22 protein-coding genes are annotated in these 21,051 nt (G+C 73.6%); 7 read left to right on the top strand and 15 right to left on the bottom strand.

From position 1 onward, the window contains the following. Positions 1–142 precede the first annotated feature (142 nt). On the top strand, positions 143–817 hold the full coding sequence (locus tag BUB17_RS22425; RefSeq protein WP_280173906.1) for a response regulator: 675 nt from the start codon (positions 143–145) through the stop codon (positions 815–817). A gap of 18 nt (positions 818–835) precedes the next feature. On the opposite strand, the gene BUB17_RS22420 is transcribed toward BUB17_RS22425, so the two are convergent. From BUB17_RS22420 to BUB17_RS22400, 5 genes are all read right to left on the bottom strand, one after another. Further along, on the bottom strand, positions 836–2,560 hold the full coding sequence (locus tag BUB17_RS22420; protein WP_072920886.1) for a GAF domain-containing sensor histidine kinase: 1,725 nt from the start codon (positions 2,558–2,560) through the stop codon (positions 836–838). 104 nt (positions 2,561–2,664) lie between these two features. Next, positions 2,665–3,090 carry a pyridoxamine 5'-phosphate oxidase family protein gene (locus BUB17_RS22415; RefSeq protein WP_072920885.1) on the bottom strand — a complete coding sequence of 142 codons (426 nt, stop codon included), beginning with the start codon at positions 3,088–3,090 and terminating at the stop codon, positions 2,665–2,667. A 19-nt stretch (positions 3,091–3,109) separates the two neighbouring features. Further along, complete coding sequence (locus tag BUB17_RS22410) at positions 3,110–3,676, bottom strand: flavodoxin domain-containing protein (protein ID WP_072920884.1); 567 nt, start codon at positions 3,674–3,676, stop codon at positions 3,110–3,112. Then, a complete protein-coding gene (locus BUB17_RS22405) occupies positions 3,673–4,575 on the bottom strand; it encodes a universal stress protein (RefSeq protein ID WP_072920883.1) in 903 nt (300 codons plus the stop codon). Before BUB17_RS22405 ends, BUB17_RS22410 begins: the two co-directional genes overlap by 4 nt. Positions 4,576–4,585: 10 nt before the next feature. After that, a complete protein-coding gene (locus tag BUB17_RS22400; RefSeq protein ID WP_072920882.1) occupies positions 4,586–5,260 on the bottom strand; it encodes a CBS domain-containing protein in 675 nt (224 codons plus the stop codon). Between BUB17_RS22400 and BUB17_RS28350 the strand changes: the two genes are divergently transcribed. From BUB17_RS28350 to BUB17_RS22385, 3 genes are all read left to right on the top strand, one after another. Further along, positions 5,181–5,999, top strand: a complete 819-nt coding sequence (locus tag BUB17_RS28350; protein ID WP_083606539.1) for a universal stress protein — start codon at positions 5,181–5,183, stop codon at positions 5,997–5,999. The genes BUB17_RS22400 and BUB17_RS28350 overlap by 80 nt on opposite strands. Positions 6,000–6,109: 110 nt before the next feature. Continuing rightward, positions 6,110–7,111, top strand: a complete 1,002-nt coding sequence (locus BUB17_RS22390; RefSeq protein ID WP_083606536.1) for a universal stress protein — start codon at positions 6,110–6,112, stop codon at positions 7,109–7,111. Positions 7,112–7,129: 18 nt separating this feature from the next. Then, entirely contained in the window at positions 7,130–8,128 is a 999-nt protein-coding gene (locus BUB17_RS22385; RefSeq protein WP_072920879.1) for a zinc-dependent alcohol dehydrogenase family protein, read from the top strand. Positions 8,129–8,182: 54 nt separating this feature from the next. Here the strand turns inward: BUB17_RS22385 and BUB17_RS22380 are convergent, their stop codons facing one another. The 9 genes from BUB17_RS22380 to BUB17_RS22340 all read right to left on the bottom strand — a co-directional run bounded on the left by BUB17_RS22380 (position 8,183) and on the right by BUB17_RS22340 (position 16,569). Beyond that, entirely contained in the window at positions 8,183–9,052 is an 870-nt protein-coding gene (locus BUB17_RS22380) for a universal stress protein (RefSeq protein WP_072920878.1), read from the bottom strand. Further along, entirely contained in the window at positions 9,049–10,206 is a 1,158-nt protein-coding gene (locus BUB17_RS27130) for an Acg family FMN-binding oxidoreductase (protein ID WP_072920877.1), read from the bottom strand. The genes BUB17_RS22380 and BUB17_RS27130 overlap by 4 nt, the downstream gene beginning before the upstream one ends. 412 nt (positions 10,207–10,618) lie before the next feature. Beyond that, positions 10,619–11,398, bottom strand: a complete 780-nt coding sequence (locus BUB17_RS22370) for a DUF2306 domain-containing protein (protein WP_072920876.1) — start codon at positions 11,396–11,398, stop codon at positions 10,619–10,621. Further along, positions 11,395–12,099: a hypothetical protein gene (locus BUB17_RS22365; protein WP_072920875.1), complete on the bottom strand. Its 705-nt coding sequence runs from the start codon at positions 12,097–12,099 to the stop codon at positions 11,395–11,397. Before BUB17_RS22365 ends, BUB17_RS22370 begins: the two co-directional genes overlap by 4 nt. 153 nt (positions 12,100–12,252) lie before the next feature. Beyond that, positions 12,253–13,014 (bottom strand): DUF4389 domain-containing protein, encoded by a 762-nt coding sequence (locus tag BUB17_RS22360; protein ID WP_072920874.1) that lies wholly within the window; start codon positions 13,012–13,014, stop codon positions 12,253–12,255. Next, entirely contained in the window at positions 13,011–14,027 is a 1,017-nt protein-coding gene (locus tag BUB17_RS22355) for an NAD(P)-dependent alcohol dehydrogenase (RefSeq protein ID WP_072920873.1), read from the bottom strand. Before BUB17_RS22355 ends, BUB17_RS22360 begins: the two co-directional genes overlap by 4 nt. 201 nt (positions 14,028–14,228) lie before the next feature. Continuing rightward, complete coding sequence (locus BUB17_RS28345) at positions 14,229–15,170, bottom strand: NAD-dependent epimerase/dehydratase family protein (RefSeq protein WP_072920872.1); 942 nt, start codon at positions 15,168–15,170, stop codon at positions 14,229–14,231. Further along, complete coding sequence (locus BUB17_RS27125; protein WP_072920871.1) at positions 15,167–15,763, bottom strand: hypothetical protein; 597 nt, start codon at positions 15,761–15,763, stop codon at positions 15,167–15,169. Before BUB17_RS27125 ends, BUB17_RS28345 begins: the two co-directional genes overlap by 4 nt. Next, positions 15,760–16,569: a DUF4386 domain-containing protein gene (locus tag BUB17_RS22340; protein ID WP_083606534.1), complete on the bottom strand. Its 810-nt coding sequence runs from the start codon at positions 16,567–16,569 to the stop codon at positions 15,760–15,762. The genes BUB17_RS27125 and BUB17_RS22340 overlap by 4 nt, the downstream gene beginning before the upstream one ends. Before the next feature lie 90 nt (positions 16,570–16,659). Between BUB17_RS22340 and BUB17_RS22335 the strand changes: the two genes are divergently transcribed. Both BUB17_RS22335 and BUB17_RS22330 read left to right on the top strand, forming a co-directional pair. Further along, positions 16,660–17,409 (top strand): TetR/AcrR family transcriptional regulator, encoded by a 750-nt coding sequence (locus tag BUB17_RS22335; protein WP_083606533.1) that lies wholly within the window; start codon positions 16,660–16,662, stop codon positions 17,407–17,409. 350 nt (positions 17,410–17,759) lie between these two features. Then, positions 17,760–18,596 (top strand): ATP-binding cassette domain-containing protein, encoded by an 837-nt coding sequence (locus tag BUB17_RS22330; RefSeq protein ID WP_072920870.1) that lies wholly within the window; start codon positions 17,760–17,762, stop codon positions 18,594–18,596. Between the two features lie 299 nt (positions 18,597–18,895). On the opposite strand, the gene BUB17_RS22325 is transcribed toward BUB17_RS22330, so the two are convergent. Next, positions 18,896–19,231, bottom strand: coding sequence for a hypothetical protein (locus BUB17_RS22325; RefSeq protein WP_141243153.1), 336 nt, complete (start codon positions 19,229–19,231; stop codon positions 18,896–18,898). A gap of 446 nt (positions 19,232–19,677) precedes the next feature. Here BUB17_RS22325 and BUB17_RS22320 point away from each other — a divergent pair, with 446 nt between their 5' ends. Beyond that, a complete protein-coding gene (locus BUB17_RS22320; protein ID WP_083606010.1) occupies positions 19,678–20,721 on the top strand; it encodes an IS110 family RNA-guided transposase in 1,044 nt (347 codons plus the stop codon). Positions 20,722–21,051: the final 330 nt, after the last annotated feature.

The raw sequence follows: 21,051 nt of genomic DNA, 5'->3' as shown, positions 1-21,051 counted from the left end.
GCGTGGACGCGGGAGGGACGGCCCGTCCGACGCGGGACCTTCGGCCCTGCCTCCGCGGGCTGGCGCTGCACCTAGCCTGGGCGGAGGGCCCTCCCGGCGCGGTGCCGGCGGGGATCGCCGTCGTTGCGCAGGGAGTGGGGGAGTGGTGGCCGAGGAAGCCGGCGCGATCAAGGTCTTCCTGCTCGACGACCACGAGGTGGTGCGCCGGGGCGTGGCCGACATCCTCGAGGGCGACCCGGGCATCGAGGTCGTGGGAGAGGCGAAGAACGCCTCCGAGGCCCTGGCCCGCGTCCCGGCCCTGCGGCCGGACGTCGCGATCCTCGACGTCCGCCTGCCGGACGGGGACGGCGTCTCGGTGTGCCGGGAACTGCGGTCGAGGATGCCCGAGCTGAGGGTCGTCATGCTGACCAGCTACAGCGACGACGAGGCGCTGTACGAGGCCATCATGGCCGGCGCCTCGGGGTACCTGCTCAAGCAGATCCTCGGCCAGGACCTCGTGAGCGGGGTGCGCACGGTGGCGGCCGGCGGGTCGTTGCTGGACCCGACGGCGGCTGCTGCGGTGATGGAGCGGCTGCGCCGGGCCGCTGAGCCGGCGGGGCCGCTGGCCAAGTTGAGCGAGCAGGAACGCACCGTCCTCGAGCTGATCGGGGAGGGGCTCACCAACCGGCAGATCGGGGAGCGCATGTTCCTGGCCGAGAAGACGGTCAAGAACTACGTCTCCCACCTGCTGGCCAAGCTCGGCCTGGAGCGCCGTACGCAGGCCGCGGTGCTGGCCACCGAGCTGCGCAGCTCCTCGCCCGGCACTCGCCACAGCTGACTGCTCGCAACCGCCAGCTCAGCTCAGCGGTGCCCACCAGCGCACGCGGGTGCCACCGTCCGACAGCGGCTCGACGACCAGTCCGCCGCCGCGTCGAGCAGCGCGCTCCTCGATGTTCCTCAACCCACTGCGGGCGGCGCGCTCACTGATGCCCCGTCCGTCGTCGCTCACCTCGAGCACCACCTCGTCGGTGACGTCCAGGGTCAGGGTCACCTGGTCTGCACCTGAGTGGCGGGCGGCGTTGCTCACCGCCTCCCGGGCGACCGCCTCGACGTCGGCGGCCAGGTCGCCGGTGACCAGGTTGTCGACCGCTCCTGACATGCGCACCGTGGGCCGCAGAACAGCCGCCGCGGTCTCGGTGACGATGTCCAGCAGCCGCCGCCGGAGACCGGGCGACTCGTCGATGTCCTCGGTGTTGTGCAGGTCGAAGATCGTCGTCCGGATGTCGCGGACGGTCTCGTCCAGTTGCGCGACGACGGTGCTGATCCGGCGCTGGGTCTGGACGTCCTGGATCCGGGGGAGGACCGACTGAAGGCTCAGGCCGGCGGCGAAGACCCGCTGGATGACGTGGTCGTGCAGATCCCGGGCGATCCGGTCCCGGTCCTCGTACACGTCCAGCCGACGGGACATCCGCTGACGGGCGGCGAGGTCGAGGGCGACAGCCGCCTGGTCGGCGAAGGCGGCGATGAGGGGAGCGGTCAGGGGGTCGAAAGCCGGGGCTCCCGCACCCCGGGCTGCGATGAGGACGGCGTCCTCGCTGTGCGTTCCCCTGAGCGGCACCGCAACGCAGGGACCCCAGTCGACATGGGCGTTGGGACCCTGGTGGTCCCCTACCTCCTGCATGCCGACGGTGACGACACCGTCGACCGAGCCCACGGCCTCCAGGACCGGGTTGTCCAGCGTGGTCAGCCGCTGCCCGGTCAGGTCGTCGAGCCCGGCCCCGACCTGGACGCAGACCTCGTAGGCGCCGTCGGTGAGAGAGGGGCCGACGAGGATCAGGGTGCTTCGGGCACCGGTCAGCTCGTTGACCCGCAGCGCGATCAGCCGTAGGGCCTCGTCGGGCAGTGAGGCGTCGAGCAGACTGGCCCGCACGTCGGAGATGGCGGTGGTCCACCGGCGCCGCTCTTCGGCCTCCTCGTACAGGCGGGCGTTGTCGATCGCGATGCCGGCAGCCCCGGCGAGCGCACTGAGGACGGCCTCGTCCTCGGCGGTGAACTCACCCCTTCGCTTCTCCGTGAGGTAGAGGTTGCCGAAGACCTCCCCGCGAACCAGGACCGGGACGCCGAGGAAGGTGTGCATCGCCGGGTGGTGCGGCGGGAAGCCCACGGAGGCCGGGTGCCGGCTGAGGTCGGCGATGCGGAGGGGGTACGGCTCGGTGATCAGCTGGCCGAGCACGCCCCTGCCTTCGGGCAGGTTGCCCATCCGTGTGGCGAGCTCGTCGTCGATACCCACGTGGATGAACGCGGCGAGTCCGCCCTGCGGTGCGAGCACGCCCAGCGCTCCGTAACGTGCGTCGACGAGGTCGGTGGCAGTCTCGACGATGCGCCGTAGCGTGGCCTCGAGGTCCAGTCCGGTCGAGACGGTGAGAAAGGCGTCGAGCAGGTGCTGGATGCGGGCCTGGCTCTCGGCGACGGTCGTCAGCCGGTCCTGGACCTCCTGCAGCAGTTCGGCGAGCCGCATGCCGGCCAGGGGCGAGTCCTTGGGCGGACTGGTCGAAGGATCGGCGTGCGGCCGGGTCGGCATGGTCGACCACCCCCGTCTGCGAGACTGGCACGGACGAGGGCACGGGGGAACCGGCCTCATCGGGGATCCGTGAACCGGTCACGGGGAGCGCCACCGGGGCGACGTCACGCCACGAGGTGCGGCACCGTCCGCCATCCGTGCAGCGGTCCCACCCGTACCGCGACGTAACAGCGGCCCGGGGCCGTGGTCGGGTGGGGCCACGGCAGGGCATCGCACGCCGTCACCTCGGCCGGGTCGTGGATCTGGTAGGAGCGGCCGAGCAGGCTCACGCTCCACCCGGTCCGATCGGCCTCGTCGTAGGCGTCGATCTCGAAGACGACCACCGCGTTCCGTGTGCCGGGGAGGTACTCGCTGTGCGGGAGGGCCGGGATGACCACCTCGCTGTTCCGGACGCAGTAGGTCACCGGGTGGATGGCCGGGAGCGCGTACCGGGTGAAGCCCAGCCGACCGATGCGGCCGGCCTGGAGCAGCGCGTGGCACTCGGCCTCGTCGAGGGCCACGACGACGCGATCCTGGTCGGTGGTGGGCACCCCGGGCACCTCCCGTCGTTCAGCCCGGGAACCGGTCGGCCGATGCCACCGGCGCTCCCGACCTGATCGCTGCGAGTTCGGCCGCGACGGCTTCGGCCCACGCGGCGACCGCGGCCCAGTCGCGGAAGTCACCCACCGGGGCCCGCATGGCGGTCACCATCGCGCGTTCACCGAACGACAGCCGGGTCTTGTCCAGGCGGCCCGGGAACACCCGGTGGCCGCGGGCACCCAGCATCTGCGCGAAGGTCCCGGCGTCGTACGGCTCGTCCGGCGGGAAGGGGGGAGCGCCGATGGGGCCGCTGGATAACAACCACAGCGGTCGGGCACGGAGGGCAGCCGTGTGCGCCGTGACGAGGTCCTTGGCCGCCGTCAGCCAACTGCCGGCGTAGACGGCGCTGCCGAGGACGACGGCGTCGAAGCCCGACGGATCGGGACGGTTCTCCGCGGGCATCGCGGAGGCGAAGAGACCCACGCTCCGACCCGCCGCGCTGTCGGTCAGGGACCGGGCGACGGCCGAGGCGATCTCGTGCGTGGAGCCGTGCTTGCTGGCTGCCGTCACCAGGACCCGGGGGCCGCGTGCGGTCATCGGGCACCGCCGGTGGGGATCGGGACGACGGCGACGGGGCAGCCCGCCCGGTGCAGGACGCCGTGGGTCGTCGACCCCAGGCGGGTCAGCGGCGAGCGGTGGCGATGGCCCACCACGAGCAGCTGCGCGGTCAGGCCGACGGACACCAGCGCCCGGGCCGTCCGCTCGCGCAGCACCGCCTCGCGGACGGGCACGTCGGGGTCCTTGTCCCGCCAGCCGGCCAGCGCCTCGGCGAGCACCCGTTCCTCGTCGGCGAGCACTCCGGCCCAGTCGACCAGCGGGCTCATCGACTGGAACGCGGTCTCCGGGGCGACGTCCTGCCAGGCGTGCACCGCGACCAGGTCGGTGCCGCGTGCGGCGGCCTCGGCGTAGGCGAACTCGAGCAGCACGTCGTCCTCCGGCCGGCCCTCCAGGCCGACGACGACGGAGGAGCGCGGGGAGACGGCGGCCGAGGTCGGGTCGGGCAGCACGACGACCGGGCAGGAGGAGTGCGCGACGAGGCCGTTGGTCGTGGAGCCGACGAGCAGGCCGGCGACGCCACCGACCCCCCGACTGCCGACCACGATCAGCTGGGCGTCGTCGGAGGCCTCCCAGAGCGCGGTGACCGGATCGGGTTCGACGACGGACCACGTGACCCGCTCGGCGCCGAGGACGTCGGCCGCCTCGGCCGCGGCCCCGCGGAGCATGGTCTCGGCGCCCGTCCGCAGCATGGTCCGCAGGTCCATGTCGGGCTCGGTGCGCGCGGCGATGCCGGCCAGCGGCCAGGAGAGGGCGTGCAGCAGGTGCAGGGACGTGTCGCGCTGCCGCGCCTCCCCGGCGGCGAAGGCGGCAGCCGTACGGGCGGCCTCCGAGCCGTCGATGCCGACGACCACGGGGCGGGGTTGTGTCGAGCGTGTCATCGCCGTCTCCTCAGGCGTGTTCGGCCACTGATGGAGCAGGGCCTCTCGCGGACGGGATCTCGGGGTCCACCGCGGTGAGCACCTGGACGCTCACCACGCCGCCGATCGTCCGGGCGAGCGCGGCCAGCGCCCGCTCCTCGACCTCCGCCGACGGCTCGGGGATGCCGCGGGTGCGCTGGATCGTGACCCGGCCGTCGGCGACCGAGATCGACCACGAGTCGAGGTCCCCGGTGTAGCCCTCGACCAGGCGGAGCAGGTCGTGCCGGATCTGCTCGTCCGGGCGGATCAGGGCCCGCAGCAGGTCACGTCGGCTGACGATGCCCGCCAGGCGGTCGCGGTCGACGACCGGCACGCTGCGCAGCCGGTCGTCGACGAACAACCGAGCGACGTCCGCCACGTCGGCGGCGCCCTCGACCGAGCGGACGTCCCGGGTCATCACCCCGCGGACGAGCAGCGACGGAGGCCCCGCACCCTCCCCGTCGCGGCGCAGGTGCAGACGGGGGTCCTGGGGCATCCGGTCGCGGAGCACGTCGGCCTCGGCGACGATGCCGACGAGCCGTTCCTCGTCGTCGACGACCGGCAGGGCCGCGAAGCCGTGCTCGGCCATGACCTCCCCCGCGTACTTGGCGGACGTGTCCGGTCCGACGGTGACGACCTCGCGGGTCATGATGTCTCTGGCCTGCACGGCTCCTCCTCGACGGGTTCCTGTGCGGGACGCTAGGCGGCGGGTCGGCGGTCCCCCAGGGTCGGCGGACGCACGTCGGAGGGGACCTCCGGCCCTCCTCGCCGGCCGAGGGACCACAGTCCCTGCCGAGCGGGACGCACGGCCCGGGACGGTGCCGGGTGGGCGGGCCGTGGTCGCAGCGACGCCCCGGCGACCGCGCCGGGCAGGACCGAGGAGGGCCCATGGACGTCGGCGCAGACGCGGCTCCCCCTCGGCGGGAAGGGTCGTCGTGGGAGTGGACGGCTCGCCCGGCTCCCGCGATGCGCTCCGCTACGCCCTGACGGCGGCCACGCGCCGTGGCGCGGTGCTGGAGCCCGTCTCCAGCTACGCCGCCGAGCTGTACTGGATGACCGGCGCCCCGGTCGCCTTCCGGGGCCTCGCGGAGATCCGCGAGGACACCGAGAAGCGGATCCGGGACCTGCTGCACGAGGTGGCCGGGCAGCTGGGCGTCCCGGTGGACCGCGGTGCGGGCTCGGTGCCGACGCGGCTGGTGGCCGCCGCCGACCCGGCCGCCGTCGAGCTGACCCAGCGGTCCGAGGACGCCGACCTGCTGGTGGTCGGCAGCCGCGGGCGCGGTGCGGTCCGCAGTGCGCTGCTGGGCTCGGTGGCCCTGCACTGCGCGATGCACGCCCGGTGCCCGGCCATGGTCGTGCACCCGGCGGGCAGCCGGAGGACGTCTCTCGAGGCTGCGACGGCCTGACGGATGGGCCGAAGGTCCCCTGCGGCCGGGCCGACTGACCGCAGTTCCCGTCGGGAGAGCCGGGCCAGGCTGGACCCGCAGAGACCGGAGCAGAGAGCAGGGGTGACGGCGTGGCCAACGAGCGGACGGACACCGGGACAGCAGGACGCGCGGACAGCGGGAGCGCGGCACCGGGTGGCGCCCGGCTCGTGGTGGGCGTCGACGGGTCCCCGGGCGCCTTCGCCGCCCTGGTCTGGGCCCTGGCGGAGGCGGCCCGCTCCGGCGCGGACGTCGAGGTGGTCAGCGCCTTCCCGGTCGACGACTACTGGAACGACCCGCTCCTGATCGACCCCCGTCGGATCGAGACCCTCCGGTCGGACACCGAGGCCCGCGCCCGGGCCTTCGTCGCCCGGGCGATGAGCGATCCGGTGGTGACCGCGGTGCCGCGCGCCGCGGCCGTCGAGGTGTTCTTCACGATCGCGGCCGGGGAGCCCGCCGAGCACCTGGTGCACCTGGCCCGCGGCGCGCGCTTGCTGGTCGTCGGCAGCCGCGGGCGGGGCGGCGTCCGCAGCACCCTGCTGGGGTCGGTGGCGCTGCACTGCTCCACGCAAGCGCCCTGCCCGGTCGTCGTCGTGCACGCGCCGCTGCAGCCGGCTGCCGCACGCGTGGTCGTGGGCTTCGACGACTCCGCGGTGGCCCGCACCGCGCTGGCGCGCGCGGCGGAGGAGGCCCGGCGGCGCGGGGCGGCACTGGAGGTGGTCGCCGCGCACCAGCCGGTCGTCTACTGGACCGACATCACCGCCGTCGTCCCGCCGCCCCTGGACGAGTCGCTGCCGGAGTTCCGGCGTCGCGTCGAGCGCCTCGTGGCCGAGGTCCTCGGCGAGCCGCTCGGCGAGGACGTCTCCGTGGTCGCCGAGGTGGGCGCGGCCGGTGAGGTGCTGGTGCGCAGGGCGGAGGGCGCCGAGCTGCTCGTCGTGGGCAGCCGGAGCCGCAGCCGGCTGACCGGCATGGTCCTCGGTTCGGTGGCCCTGCACTGCGTGGTGCACGCCTCCTGTCCGGTGCTCGTGGTTCGTCCGGAGCCGTCCGGCGTGAGCATCCCCGAGCAGGCGCCCGGCGTCCCGGCCCGGGCCTGACCGCCTGGGGGAGCGGAAGTGCGCGCCTGGGTGGTCGATCGGCCGGCGCCGATCGACGCCGGGCCGCTGCGGCGGGTCGACCGGGACGAGCCGGTGCCCGGGCCGGGGCAGGTGCGGATCGACGTCACCTGCTGCGGCGTCTGCCGGACCGACCTGCACCTGGCCGAGGGGGACCTGCCGCCGCGTCGCCCCGGGGTGACGCCCGGGCACGAGGTCGTCGGCCGCGTGGCGGCGGTCGGGCCGGGCGCCGGGCGGTTCGCCGTCGGCGACCGGGTCGGCGTGGCGTGGCTCGGCCGCACGGACGGCAGCTGCCGGTTCTGCCGTCGCGGGGAGGAGAACCTCTGCCTCGCGCCCTCGTTCACCGGCTGGGACCTCGACGGGGGCTACGCCGACGCCTGCCTCGTCGACGAGCGGTTCGCCTACGCCCTCCCGGACGAGCTGGCCGACGAGCAGGCCGCCCCGTTGTTGTGCGCCGGCATCATCGGCTACCGGGCGCTGCGCTGCGCCGGTGTCCCACCCGCCGGACGGCTCGGCATCTACGGCTTCGGGGGCAGCGCCCACCTCACCGCCCAGGTGGCGCTCGCCCAGGGGCTGCGCGTGCACGTCCTCACCCGTGGCGAGCACAACCGCCGGCTGGCGCGGGAGCTGGGCGTGGACTCGGTGGGTGCGGCGACCGATGCGCCTCCCGAGCCGCTCGACGGCGCGATCCTGTTCGCGCCGGCCGGCGAGCTGGTGCCGGTCGCACTGCGGGCCCTGGACCGCGGCGCGACCCTGGCCGTGGCCGGCATCTGGCTCTCCGGGATCCCGCCCCTGGACTACGCCGCCGAGCTGTTCGAGGAGCGGCGGCTGCGCAGCGTCACCGCGAACACCCGCCAGGACGGCGAGGAGTTCCTGGCCCTGGCCGGCCGGCTCGGGATCCGGGCCACGACGGTGCCCTACCCGATGGACGACGCCCCTCGTGCACTGGTCGACCTCGCGCACGGGCGCTTTCCCGGCGCCGCGGTGCTCCACCGCTGAGGCGCGCTGCCGGCGCGCCCCTGACCGGCGGACGTGGCGCTCAGTGCGAGAGGGCTACGGCGGTGCGTCGCGCGCGCTGCCGGTCGGGCTCCGGGACAGCCGGGCCGACGGGCACGACGAGGACCGGCGCGGCGGATCGAGTGGCCACGGGACCGATCGTGTCGTGCGGCACCCCACGCCCGATGCCGCACCGGCCCACCACGACCAGCTCGGCCGTGGAAGAGGCGGCGAGGAGGACTCGCTGCACCCCCCGTGGACGGTGCGGACGGTGACGGGGACGCCCGGATGGGTCTGCCGGAACGGCAGCACGTGCTGCTCGACCAGCCGGCGCTCGGACTCGGCCACGGCTCCGTCGTAGGGCGCATGCCGGTCGCCGTCCGCTCGCCGTCCCCAGGCGTGCACCACCAGCAGCGAGGTGCTGCGTAGGCACGCCTCGGTCATCGCCGCGGCGAGCAACGGGACGGTTCCCGGACCGCAGTCCACGCCGACCACCACGCCGCGCGCGACCGTGGGGATCGGGCGCTCGAGCAGCGCCGGACACATCGCGGCCCGGACGACCGCTGCCGCGACCGGGCCGAGCTCCCGGTGCGCGGCGGTGACCCCCGAACCGAGGACGAGCAGGGCTGCCGTCCGCGACTCGTCGAGCAGCACCACGTCGGCCGGCCCCTCCTGCAGGACGACCCGCAGGGGGATGGCCGGTGCCTCCGATCGGGCCGCGGCGCAGACCGCCTCCAGCTGGTCGGCGGACCCGCGCCGGCCCCGCCCTCCGGTTGCCGGGGAGCGTGAGTTCCCTCCGGGGGAGGCCTGGACCAGGCGGAGGGGCCGCAGTGCCCGACGGGCCTGCCGAGCGGCGGCCGTGGCGACGGACAGGGAGGCAGGGGAGCCGTCGATCCCGGCGACGACGGGCCGGAACACAGCGGTCACACCCACGTCGTCCCTCCGCGTCCGTCGGAGACGGGGCGCCGTCCGGAGACACCCGGCGGGGGCGAGACCGGCCAGCCGGTCCGGGTGGGCCGTGGCGGGTGCGGTGGCGGCTCGGGGGGCCGGGTGCTGTTGTCCACCACCGTGGAGCGCGGCCGGCGCGGCGTCCTGGCCGTCGCGGTGGCGCGGCCGATGCGCACCAGGAACTGCGGATGGGCGTCCCAGACGAGCGCGGAGCGCAGCTGCGTGCGGGTCACCGGGACCTCGATGGTCTGCGTGAGGGGGCTGGCGGCCCAGCCGATCGCGGTGACCCCCAGCAGGAGACGTTCCAGCGCCTCGCCGGACCGCAGCCAGGCCCCGGGGTCGTCGCGCCGGGTCGCCAGGAGCACCAGGGTCTGACCGGTGCCGGAGTGCGTCTCGGCGGGGAGCTGGCCGGCACCGGCGGTGTCGAAGTCACGGAGGGGGAGCTCGTCGTGCTGTCGGCCGTCGACGTGCGGCACGGATGCCGCGGGGACGCCGTCACCGTGGGAGAATTGCTCGTTGGTCCAGCGGCGGAGCTCGGCCCGGTACGCGGAGTCGGCGTTCTGCAGCTCGTCGGCCTGCTCCGTCAGGCGGGCGAGCAGCTGCAGGTGCTCGTCGCGCACCACCGGGAGGAGCTGGGTGTCCTCGGCCGTCAGGGTCCGTGCCAGCGCCTGGACCAGGTCCTCCGGCAGCCGGTCGTCGTCGAAGCGCCGCCGGTTGGTCCGCCGTCTGGGGATCGCGGGGGCCAGGTCGGCCAGCGCCGAGTCGGGATCGCCGTCCACGGGCCGGACGACGGCCAGGAGGTCGGGGTCGTCGCCGTCCGGGAGCCGGTCGACCTCCACGGCCCACCCGGCTGCCGCCAGCGCGACCCGGGTGTTGAGCAGGGCCGCGCCGACGCTCTGCACGAGCTCGCGTCCGAGCGGGTCCAGAACGGTGAGCTGGCGGGACCGGTCGGCCCGGAGGTCCAGCCGGTCGGGGTGCAGCACGATGTGCCAGGGCTGGGTGTTGTGCACCGACGGGGCGAGCACCGCCGCGTCGGCGGCAGCCTCCAGCGCATGGTGGAGGGGGCCGGCCACCGGCTGCCGGTCGGGGACGGTGGCCGTCGGGGGCTGGTGCGGTGCGTGCGGGTTCGGCATGGGGGGCTCCTCGTTCGGCAGTTCCCCTGAGCCTCCGCGTCCGTGCCGTCTCCGGACGGAGGCGGCGGTCACCTCGGTCGGGACCAACGTCCTGATGTCGAGGACCGGAGGTCAGGACCTCCGACAAGAGGGCCCGGTGGAGGCGCCGGCCGTCGTAGGTTGCGGCGCATGACGGAGGCAACGGCAGCGCGCGAGGACATCGGAGAAGCCGCCCGGACGGCGGACGTACCCGGTGGCGTCCTCGTCGGGCACGACGGGTCGGGGTGAGCGCAGGAGGCGCTGCGGCGGGAGTTGCACGTTGCCGATCGCCAGCGGATTGGCAGCCGCAGCGATTGGCACACGCAACTCTTGGCAGATGCAACCGCCCGGGGTTCCGCCGCCGCAGTGAGGCCCGGGTGGGCGCGTGGGGCCGCTACGGGCGCCCCGCCGCGCGCGCCGCTGTCGACCCGGTGCCCGGCCGCTGCGCCGGCACCCCGAGGTCATCGGTGGGTCGGCGGGGGCCGTCAGCCGTCCTGCTGCCCGGTTCGGGCTGATCGCTGGGCGCCATACGGCCAATGGTCACGGACGTTCGCCGGTGGGGCCGGTTGCGGATCGCTCGCTCGGCGACCGCGAGATTGATGGCCCAGGCCGCGGCCAGCAGGAGCGCGGTGGTCAGCTCGCCGGTGCCGAAGACCGCTTCACCGATGCCCAGGGTGAAGACCTGGGTGCCGGCGACGAGGCCGATGGCGTAGCTGCGGATCATCCACGCCCGGTGATGGGCGAAGTCGCGGCGCCGGGCGGCGAGGAACCCGAGGACGAGGGTGGCCACCAGCGCCACCCCGAACACCAGTCGCAGCGGGTACAGCAGCTCGCGGGTGGCGCCCTCGCGCGGGAAGTACTGGTTCAGCCACAGCGCCGACAGCGCCACGCCGAGCCCGGCGACGATGAGCACTCGTCCAGCTCGGCGGTGCCAGCCGGGCCGGCGGCGGCGCAGGCGTGGCGCGAACTGGAAGGCGCCGGCGATGGCGAACACCGCGGCGCAGACGATGTGCAGCACCACCGGCAGCGGCGTTGCGTCGTACCGAGCATCGGACACCATCGCGGTCGTCCCGCCGGACAGGTTGACGAGGCGCAGTGCGCCGGCGGTCACCGGGATGGTGCCGAGCGCCGCCAGGGCGATCGGCACCCGCCACGTCGAGTTCCAGAACGTCATCGAACCGCGGTGCGCTCGGGGCGGCTCTCGGCGGCGGCGGCCGTCCGGTCGCCGGCCCGTCGCTGGGACAGCCACAGGGAGTAGCCGAGGCCGATCAACGCGATGCCGTTGGGAAAGGCGATCAGTCGGTAGAAGGCGTCCGGCAGCACGGTGAGAAGGGCGCTGACCAGGCCACCGACCGCGAGCAGGGCGGCCGCCCAGCGGGTGAGGACGTGCGCCCGGTACAGCGCGACACCGAAGAGCAGACCGCCCGCCAGATAGCACACGGCCTGGGCCTGGAGCAGCGGGCCCAGGACGCCGATGTCGCCGGTGGCCGTGCCGCTGGTGACTGTGGTGAGGACGTCGCTGACGTAGGACGGATCGGTCTCGGCGATCGAGGGCAGGACGTACGCCAAGCCGAAGGTGGAGCTCATGATGAGCAGGTAGCCCGCTGCCAGGATCAGGTAGCCCACGAGTCCGAGAACTCCGTTGCGGCGGATCTGGCTCAGGTACATGCCGGTGATCCCGGCCAGCGCCAGCGCGGCCATCAGGACCTTCAAGCTGTTGCGCACCGCCACTTCGGTTGTGGTGATGGTGGTGAGGTCGAGCGGGGGATGGCCGATCTGGATTCCGATGAAGAGCGCGCCTGCGGCGACCGCCGCGACGGCGGCTGCCCGGATGAGGAGGGAGGGGCTGACAGTCGTGCCGCGTTCCGGGTACATCTGGAGCTCCTGTGTTGGGGAGGTGAGCGCGCGGCGACCGAGCGCTTCTGTGTTGCGGCCGCGTGGTGCGCGACGGCGGTTCGGGTGGCGTCGGCCTCGCCGGAGCACCGCCGCGGCCCTACGTCCGGTGCGGTTGACAACGTGTGTAGAGCCTCAGCTCATGGGGGCGACAGGGGCCGGCGGCGGCGTCGTCGGCACCGGAGGCGGCGGTGTGACGGGCCGCATGGGAACGGAACCGGGGTCGGTGCCGCCGGTGTCGAGGCGGAAGGGTGGGTAGCGGTCGGTCATCAGCGCCGCGTAGGCCCCGACCCGCAGCGCCCACCGGTCCATGCCGAGGACGAAGTCGTAGAGCGGCTGGGGGTACCGGCCGGTGAACAGCAGCACGAGCGCGGCGATCAGCACGAGGAGGCCGACCAGGCTCCAGCCGGCGTTCGCGCCGTTGTCCCAGCTGTCGTCGGCGTCTCCGGCGCGGGTGCCCAGCCACAGCCCGCCGCCGACGAAGATGGCGAGGACGAGGAAGTGCGGGATGGCCAGCAGCCACTTCACGAAGATCAAGCCGCGGGACAGCCGTTCGGGATAGGCGACTTCCAGGTGCGCCGGGTAGTCGGGCACCTCGGCCAGGGTGAAGGGGGGATAGCGGTCGGTGCCCAGCGCCCAGTAGCCGTAGTGGTGCACCCGCCAGGACCACCGCATGACCCCGACGTTGAAGTCGAACAGCGACCGCGGATAGCGACCGGTGAACAGGATCGCGAAGAACGCGATCACCGTGACGACGGCGAACGCCACCCACAGGAGGACCAGCACGACGATGTGCGGGATCAGCAGCAGCCACTTGACCAGCCACAGCCCGCGGGACAGCGACGGGTCCAGCGCCGCGTCGACGCGCACAGGGTAGGAGTTCGGGTTCTCGGTCATGCCGTGCTCCCGGAGTCCGGAGTTGGGGTGGTGGGGGCGACGGAGACGACGAGCTTGCCGCGGACCTGCCCGTCGAGCAGGTGACGGATGGCCGTGCTGACGCCGGTGAGCGGGTAGGTCCGGTCCACGGCTGCGGTGACCGTGCCGGCCTCGATGAGCCCGCGGAGGGTGTTGAGGTCCGTGGCGTTCTCCGATGCGACGAACGTGCCGAGCTGCTGACTGATGAACGGGGACAGCAGGGTCGCCCGAAACTGGCGGTCGCTGCCGCCGAGCAGTCGTCCGTCGGTCTCCCCGCCGACGATGACCAGTCGTCCTCGCGGGGTGAGGGTGCGGCGGAGGCGGCGCAGCGGGGTGTTGCCGCCGGTGTCGAGGACGACGTCGTAGCGGTGCCCGTCGTCGGCGAAGTCGGCGCGGGTGTGGTCGATGACGTGGTCGGCGCCCAGCGCGCGGACCAGGCCCATCTTGGTGGTGCTGCACACGCCGGTGACCTCCGCTCCCGCCGCCTTCGCCAGCTGCACGGCGAAGCTGCCGACGCCGCCGGAGGCGCCGATGACGAGCACCGTCTCCCCGGCCTGGACGTGTCCGTGGTCGCGGACGGCCTGCAGCGCGGTGCTGCCGGAGATCGGGACGGCGGCCGCCTGCTCGAACGTGAGGGCCGCGGGCTTGGGCGCCAGCTTGGCCGGGCTGGCGGGGGCGTACTCGGCGAAGGTGCTGGTGGCCATTCCGAACACCTCGTCACCGGGGGCGAGGCCGGTCACGTCGGCGCCGACGGCCTCGACGGTGCCGGCGAGGTTGCGGCCCGGGTTGGCGTACTTGGGCCGGCGGAGCCCGAAGCCGGCGAGCCGGATGGGGTAGGGCAGGCCGGCCATGATGTGCCAGGTGCCGCGGTCCACGCTGGCCGCGCGCACGCGCACCAGGACCTCGTCGTCTGAGATGGTGGGCCGGGCGATCTGCGCGACCCGGAGGAGGTCCTCGGGGGCCGGGCCGTAGCGGTCCTGTACGACCGCCGTCATGGTCGTCGGTCCCCCGGGCGCGGCGGGGGGACCTCTCAGGTTGTTGGACTGCGTGGTCGCCATCGGGACCGTCTTCTCTCGTCGTTGACCGGGTCGTGCAGGAGTGGTGGGGCGCTGGCCGCTGGGGACGGAGTCGCTCCGGCGGTGCCGCCCGGGCAGCGCACCCTGCGCCTCGGCGCCACAGACACGCTGATGCCGGAGTCAGCCATGGCGGTAGGTGCGCAGCGTGTCGGCGAGGGCCTGGTCAACTGGGGTGGCCGCGACGCCGAGCTTGTCGGTGATCTTGCTGCTGTCGACGACGAACGGCTCGGCGAACTGGTACTGCATCTCGACGAGTTCCCGCATGGTCGGGTTGACGAGGCCGAGGGCGCGCAGCAGCGCCGGGGGGAGCCGGCGGAGCCGGCCGTGGGGCCGGCCGGCCTGCCGGTAGACGATGTCGATCAGCTGCCGGGTGCTGCGGGTATCGGGGTCGTTGGGTAGGTGCCACACCCGGCCGGGGGCGTCGGGGTGCTCGCCCAGGGTGGCGAGGCCTTCGCCGATGTCGGGGACGTAGGTGTAGGTGTGTGGCTGGTCGGGGTCACCGAGCACGGTGGCGGTCCTGCCGGCCAGGGCGGCGGGGAACACGCGGTCGCCCAGGTTGGACTGGGCGCCGCCGCGGGGGCCGAAGTAGTCCGACGCGCGCCCGATCGCGACCTCGACCCGTCCGGCGTCGTGGGCGGCGAGCAGCTCGCGTGCCATTCGGGCGCGCAGCCGGCCTTTCCTGGCGTGCGCGCCGTCGGGCAGGTCCTCGGTGAGCACCCGTCCGGCCGGCCGGCCGTAGGAGTAGACGTTCTCCATGCTGACAAGCCGGGCGCCGGTCGCTTCGGCGGCGGCGAGCACGCCGGCCTGAAGCAGCGGGAACTGGGCCGGCCACTCGGCGTAGGCCGGGTTCAGCGTCTGGTAGACCACGCCGGCGCCGCGGGCCACCTCGGTGGTGAACGCCGGGTCCCGGGCGTCACCGGCGACGACCTCGACATCGTCGGGGACGCGGGCCTGCCCGGAGCGGTTGATCAGCCGGGCGGCCTCACCGCGACGGCGCAGCGCGTCGAGGGTGGCCAGGCCGATGGCGCCGGTGCCGAAGATGACGTGCCGCGGGGTGGTCATGCGCGTGCCGGGACAGTCGCCGCCGCCGGCGGCGAGCCGGCTGCGGGGCGTTCGGGTAGCAGTCGGAGCAGGAGGAGCCCGGACAGCGCGGAGAAGGTGATCGCGCCGTAGGCGCCGAAGACGGTGAACTGCTCGTCGACGGAGATCCCGCCCAGGGTGGTGGTGGTCCAGCCCAGCGCCCACAGCGCCGGCAGCGCCGCGGCCCACACCCAGCGCGACCGCGTGCCGCGGGGCAGGGCGAGGGATTGTGCGGGCCCGAGGACGGCGCCGGTGAGCGCGCCCAACAGGGCCAGGTCGGATAGTGAGGTCCGGTAGCCCACGACGACGGCGCCCAGCAGCAGACCCAGTCCCATCCCGATGCCGGTGGCGGGCACCCATCGGCGGATGTCCAGGCGTCCTCGGCTGGCCAGCGTCTGGCCCAGCCCGATGCCGAGGCCGGCGACCGCCCCACCGACCAGAGCGGCCACCGGTGAGTCGACCCGGCCGACCACCGCGGTGCCGGCCAGGCCGGCGAGCGGAAAGGCCAGGAATCCTGCGGTCCAGATCAGCCAAGGCCGATAGCGGGGCGCTGGCGTCGGCTCGGGGCGGGTCACGGTAGCGCCGTCATGACGTCAGCCGGAACCGGTGCGCGGGGGGCGGGGAAGGCGCCGGCGCCCGCCGGGACTGCGTCATCCGCGGGCGGCACCGGGCGGGGTGACCGCAGGACGAGCAGGACGCCGAGGACGGCGATCCACAGCCCCCACGCGCTGCTGCCGAGGAAGCCGCCCAGGTCCCACACCGGGAAGCCGGGTAGGGCGGTGGCGAGGATGTCGCCCTGGTTGGTCAGGTACAGCGCGCTCACGACGAGCCCGGCGATGCCGAGCCAGCGGGGCAGGACCTGCGTGCGCAGGATGGTCACGCTGATCGCGACGGACCAGGCGACCGCCAGCAGCTGGCCCAGGTGCTCGCCGAGCAGCGCGCCGCCGAACTGGTGCTGCGCGGTCCAGGCCGCCTCGACCGCGGCGCGGGTGACGGCGTCCCCGCTGACGTAGGAGTCGGCCAGCGGGGGGACGACGAACACCCAGCGAAGGAATCCGATCAGCGACAGCAGCACGGAGGTGGCGCCCACGTAGGTGGCCACCTGCAGCACCGGATCGCGTCGCCACCCCAGTGCGGCGGGCAGGAGCAGGATTGGAACGAGCAGGATCGCGTACGTCCAGGCGGTGGCGAACCACGTCCAGATCAGGCTCGTTCCGCCGGCGACGACGGCGGGCAGCACCACGTCGGCCGGTTCGCGCAGGATGTCGGGCCAGTCGAAAGTGGAGGAGAGCGCCGTGGCGGCGCCGGCGAACGCGACCGCGCCCGCCAGGAACAGCCCCCCGGTCGTCCTGCGGAGGCCTATTGTATCGGGCTGGGTCATCACGGGCTCCTGAACGACGTACAGCGTTTGGACGCCGTACAGGGAACGCTCGACCTGGTTGCTGCTGCCGTCAAGGGGTAGGTCGACCCGATGTCCGTTACCTCAGAGGGCCGCCGTCGCGGGCCGCGGCGGGCTCTCACCGACGACGAGATCCTCGATGCGGCACTGGATCTGCTCGATGAGGGCGGGCCGGACGCGGCGTCCGTGCGAGGCATCGCCGCCCGGGTCGGGGTGGCGCCGAACGCGGTCTACACGTACTTCCCGGACAAGGCCGCCGTGATCAGGGCGCTCGTTGAGCGGCTGCTCGGCGGCGTCGACCATGACATGTTCGCCGACCGGTCGCAGCCTTGGCGGGAGCGGGTGGAGGCCCTGGCTCTGGAGCTGAGGGCGCACCTGTCGGCGCACCCCGGTGCGGTCCCACTGGTGATCGGCGGCCCGATGGACGGCCCGCACGCGCTCGCCCTCAACGAGCGTCTTCTGCAGCTGCTGGTCGACGCCGGCCTCGATCCCACCGACGCGGCCCGGGCGTCCTACCTGCTCATCGTCTACGCGTTCGGCTCGATCGCCCTGGAGGTCGCCGCCGCGCACCGTCCCGGGCCGCTCCCGCCGGAGTCCGAACGTGTCGCCATCCGGCAGGCGGCCTTCTCGGCGGCCTCGACCGAGGGCTTTCCCCGCGGGGCCGAGGCGGCGGCGACCATGGCCGGCTACGTCTCCACCGAGCAGTACCTGTGGGGGCTGCGCCGCGTCCTGGACGGCATCACCGCACGCGCGACCCCGGACGGCCCCACGCCGGCTGAGCTGCCGGGCCGGTCCGGCCCGCGGGGAATCCACTCCGCCTGACCGGCTTCCCGTGTCGGTACCGCCGACTCTGCCGCCACGGAGCGGGCCGTTTCGCCCTGACCGGCCGCTGCCCCGTGACGCGGTCACCGTCCAGGGCGAACCGTGCGCTGCACGCCGTACGGATCCTGTACGTCGTCCAGGGAATGGCCTCACGACCCATCCGGTGCACGAGTTCACCCACGCTGGCCCGAGTGCGCTCCGACTGCTGCATCCGCGATGCCTGACGTCGACCGTCGGTCGCGCGAGCCCCGCAGCGGTCAGCCCACCTCCACCGGACAGGTACGGAGCGCCTTCATGATCACAGTCACGGGCTCACCAGGCAGTACGGCAAACGGCTCGCCGTCGACGACATGACCTTCGACGTGGCCGGCGGCCGGGTCACCGGCTTCGTCGGCCCGAACGGCGCCGGGAAGTCGACCACCATGCGGATGATGGTCGGGCTGACCCGACCCGACAGCGGTGAGGTCCGCTACCACGGCGTCCAGTACGCCGACCTCAAGTGGCCGGCCCGGACTGTCGGCTGCGTCCTCGATGCCCACGTGCCCTCCGGCCGCACGGCGCTGAACCACCTGCGGGCCACCGCCGCCATCAGCCGCGTCCGCGCCGGCCGGGCCGAGCACGTCGTAGCCGAGGTGGGGCTGGAGACGGCAGCGCATCAGCGGGCCGGCAAGTTCTCCCTCGGCATGCGGCAGTGCCTCGCGCTGGCCGCAGCCCTGCTCCGTGACTTCCATATCCTGCTGCTGGACGAGCCCTCCAACGGCCTGGACCCCGACGGCATCCGCTGGCTGCGCAACTACCTCAGCGACTTCGCCGCCCGAGGCGGCACGGTCTTCGTCTCCAGCCACCTCATCAGCGAGCTCAGCACGTTCGCCTCCGACCTCGTCGTCATCGGAGGTGGACGGCTGCTCGCCGCGGAATCGGTCCAGGTCATCACCGGCCGCCACGACGTCGCCGTGATCGTCGAGACCCCGCAGCCGGTCGAACGCGTCGCGCTGCTCACCGCGCACGGCTTCGTCGTCGAAGCCGCGGCCGACCGGCTCGTCGTCCGGGGCACCACCCGCGCCGTCGTCTCGCAGATCGCCTTCGACAGCGGCATCCGCCTGCTCGAGCTCACCGAGACGTCCCGATCGCTAGAGGACAGCCTGCTCGACATGACTCGGTCCACCGCCGAGTTCGCCTCCAACTGATCCGCACCTCGACCACCGACCCCGAAGGACACGACATGACCATCACCGGTGCGGGCGCAGACCAGACGGCCGCGGCTCCCATGATCACCCAGTACCGCCCCACGACACGTTCCGCGGGGGGGGGGGGGGGGTGACGCCGCGGCTGTCGCCGCGACGTTGCGCAGCGACTGGATCAAGGCCTCGACCGTCCGTACCAACAGGGCGATCCTCCTGCTCGCACTCGTCGGGCGCCTGGCCGTCTTCGGGGCGGTCGCGACGTTCGTGACCGACGAGGTGCTCGTCGTCTCCGAGGTCGGCTTCTACTGGACCAGCGTCACCTCGATGCTCGCCGCGATCGCCGGGGTCCTGCTCTTCGGCGCCGAGGTCCAGCACGGCACCCTGGCCGCCGCGGTCGCCGCGCGACCGGCGCGCTGGATCATCGCGCTGTCCAAGACACTGACCGCCGCCGTCCTCGGGCTGGTCGTCGGAGCCGTCGGCCTGGCCGCCGGCTTCGGTGGCGCCGCCCTCGCCGGCCTCGACATGGGCGAGACCTCGGCGCTGCCGGCCACCATCGCCTGGGCCCTGCTGTTCACCACGCTATCGGCGGTGCTGGGGCTGGGCATCGGCATGATCGTCCGGCACAGCGCGGCGGCCATCGCCGGCGTGCTGGTGTGGGGGTACGTCCTGGAGAACCTGTTCAACTTGTTCCTGCCCGTCGAGGTCTCCCGCTTCCTGCCCTTCTTCGCCGGGAACAAGCTGCTCGCCTACGGCAACGACTTCGACACCCCCGAGGCGCTCGCCGTCGCGCTCACCCGACCCGAGAGCGCGCTGGTCTTCGCCGGATACACCGCCGTCGCGCTGGTCGTGGTATCGGTGCTGCTGTACCGCCCTCTCCCTGGCGCCCGGACCTGGCTGATCGACCGGGGCACACGGACCGGGCCAGGCGCGAAGCACCGCCGTCATCGGCGGCGACGTGAGGCGAGGCGGGACCTGTTCGGACACCCGTGGGCTGCGCACCTGAATGCCATGAAGACGGGGGCCTCCCCCCGGATCACGCTTGCGGTGAGAGCCGGAATGCGTGACGGAAGGAGGCCCGGTCCTCATGTTGCACGTTGGGTTGGATCTGAGCAGGACTCGTCTGGATGTGCATGTCATGGACCAGACAGGGACGTCGGTCGCGGTTACGACGGCGGCGCCGGACGCCGGCGGCCTGACCTCGCTGGCCTATCGGCTCGGCGAGTTCGGACAACCGATCACGGCGGTGATCGAGTCGATGAATGGCGCGCGGTTCATCCACGATCAGCTGGAGCTGCGCGGCTGGACGGTGGAGATCGCCGACGCAGTCAAGGTCAAGGGCTTTGCGCCGCTGGCCTGCAAGACCGACAAGATCGACGCCTGGGTGCTGGCCGAGCTCTCACGGCGGGATCTGGTGCCGGCGATCTGGCTGCCGAGCCCGGGCGTGCGGGCCAACCGGGAGCGGGCCCGCTGGCGGCTGCACCTGGTGCGGCACCGCACCGCGCTGAAGAACCGCATCCACGCCACCCTGCTGGCCTTCGGTCATCCCTGCCCGGTCTCGGATCTGTTCGGCGTGGCCGGCCGGCGGCTGCTCGACGGGCTGGGACTGCCCGAGCCGTGGGCCGGTGACGTGACAGCCGCGCTGCGGCTGATCGACGTCCTCGACGGCGAGATCGACGACTGCGAGGCCGCGCTGCGCCGCGAAGGAGCCGAGCACCGCTACGTGCCCACGCTGATGACCGCGCCGGGGATCGGTTGGGTGCTCGGCTACACCATCGCCGCCGAGATCGGCGACATCACCCGGTTCCCGACGGCGAAGAAGCTCGTCGGCTATACCGGGCTGTGCCCCTCGGTGGACCAGTCCGGTGGGCATGACTGGCGCGGCTCGCTGGCCAAGAACGGCCCGAAGTACCTGCGCTGGGCGCTGATCGAGGCAGCCACGCACGCCGCCCGGCACCCCGTCTACCGGGACCGCTACCAGCACACCAAGGCCCGGCTGGGCCGCCAGCGAGGCCCCTCGATCGCCCGCGTGGACATTGCCCGCAAGCTCACCGAGGCGATCTGGCACATGCTCACTGACAACAAGCCCTTCGCTCCGGCAGGCGCCACAAATACCGCTCTGGCCGCGTAGACGGCCCGTCCCTGAGATGCGCCACCGGAGCGAAGCCCCTCCGACCCGACCTGATCCTCCCCGCGAGGAGGCGATAGAGAGATGAGCCCGGCTCCCCAGCCGCCCGGCCGGTCACCGCCGGACCGAGTCACGCCGTAGTTCGTTCCTCCTTCCCGCGGCCGGTCATCCTGCCGCCGAGCCCTTGCACGTCCAGGTCGTTCGTCCTCGCCGCTGCGCGGCTGCGGGCGCTCCACCTGGACCTGCAGCGGGATCGACGGCCCAAGGCCAACTACGCGGGAATCCAGCACCACCGCTCTAGACAGCGGCCCCCGTCTTCATAGAGAGCGGCCC

The sequence above is a fragment of the Geodermatophilus obscurus genome (genome assembly GCF_900143215.1).
Classification (GTDB): Bacteria; Actinomycetota; Actinomycetes; order Mycobacteriales; family Geodermatophilaceae; genus Geodermatophilus; species Geodermatophilus obscurus_A.
The sequence above is the reverse complement of the archived record's forward strand: the minus strand, read 5'-3'. Positions and strand labels throughout refer to the sequence as shown.

Excerpts from the sequence above, each read along its gene's own strand:
- BUB17_RS22335 (WP_083606533.1), top strand. The coding sequence starts at position 16,660 with ATGTCCGTTACCTCAGAGGGCCGCCGTCGCGGGCCGCGGCGGGCTCTC.
- BUB17_RS22405 (WP_072920883.1), bottom strand. The coding sequence starts at position 4,575 with ATGACACGCTCGACACAACCCCGCCCCGTGGTCGTCGGCATCGACGGC.
- BUB17_RS22370 (WP_072920876.1), bottom strand. The coding sequence starts at position 11,398 with ATGACGTTCTGGAACTCGACGTGGCGGGTGCCGATCGCCCTGGCGGCG.
- BUB17_RS22420 (WP_072920886.1), bottom strand. The coding sequence starts at position 2,560 with ATGCCGACCCGGCCGCACGCCGATCCTTCGACCAGTCCGCCCAAGGAC.
- BUB17_RS22410 (WP_072920884.1), bottom strand. The coding sequence starts at position 3,676 with ATGACCGCACGCGGCCCCCGGGTCCTGGTGACGGCAGCCAGCAAGCAC.
- BUB17_RS22320 (WP_083606010.1), top strand. The coding sequence starts at position 19,678 with ATGTTGCACGTTGGGTTGGATCTGAGCAGGACTCGTCTGGATGTGCAT.
- BUB17_RS28350 (WP_083606539.1), top strand. The coding sequence starts at position 5,181 with ATGACCTCCCCCGCGTACTTGGCGGACGTGTCCGGTCCGACGGTGACG.
- BUB17_RS22340 (WP_083606534.1), bottom strand. The coding sequence starts at position 16,569 with ATGACCCAGCCCGATACAATAGGCCTCCGCAGGACGACCGGGGGGCTG.
- BUB17_RS22360 (WP_072920874.1), bottom strand. The coding sequence starts at position 13,014 with ATGACCGAGAACCCGAACTCCTACCCTGTGCGCGTCGACGCGGCGCTG.
- BUB17_RS22325 (WP_141243153.1), bottom strand. The coding sequence starts at position 19,231 with ATGGCCGCCGCGCTGTGCCGGACGATCATGCCGATGCCCAGCCCCAGC.
- BUB17_RS22365 (WP_072920875.1), bottom strand. The coding sequence starts at position 12,099 with ATGTACCCGGAACGCGGCACGACTGTCAGCCCCTCCCTCCTCATCCGG.
- BUB17_RS27130 (WP_072920877.1), bottom strand. The coding sequence starts at position 10,206 with ATGCCGAACCCGCACGCACCGCACCAGCCCCCGACGGCCACCGTCCCC.
- BUB17_RS22330 (WP_072920870.1), top strand. The coding sequence starts at position 17,760 with ATGACCTTCGACGTGGCCGGCGGCCGGGTCACCGGCTTCGTCGGCCCG.
- BUB17_RS22355 (WP_072920873.1), bottom strand. The coding sequence starts at position 14,027 with ATGACGGCGGTCGTACAGGACCGCTACGGCCCGGCCCCCGAGGACCTC.
- BUB17_RS28345 (WP_072920872.1), bottom strand. The coding sequence starts at position 15,170 with ATGACCACCCCGCGGCACGTCATCTTCGGCACCGGCGCCATCGGCCTG.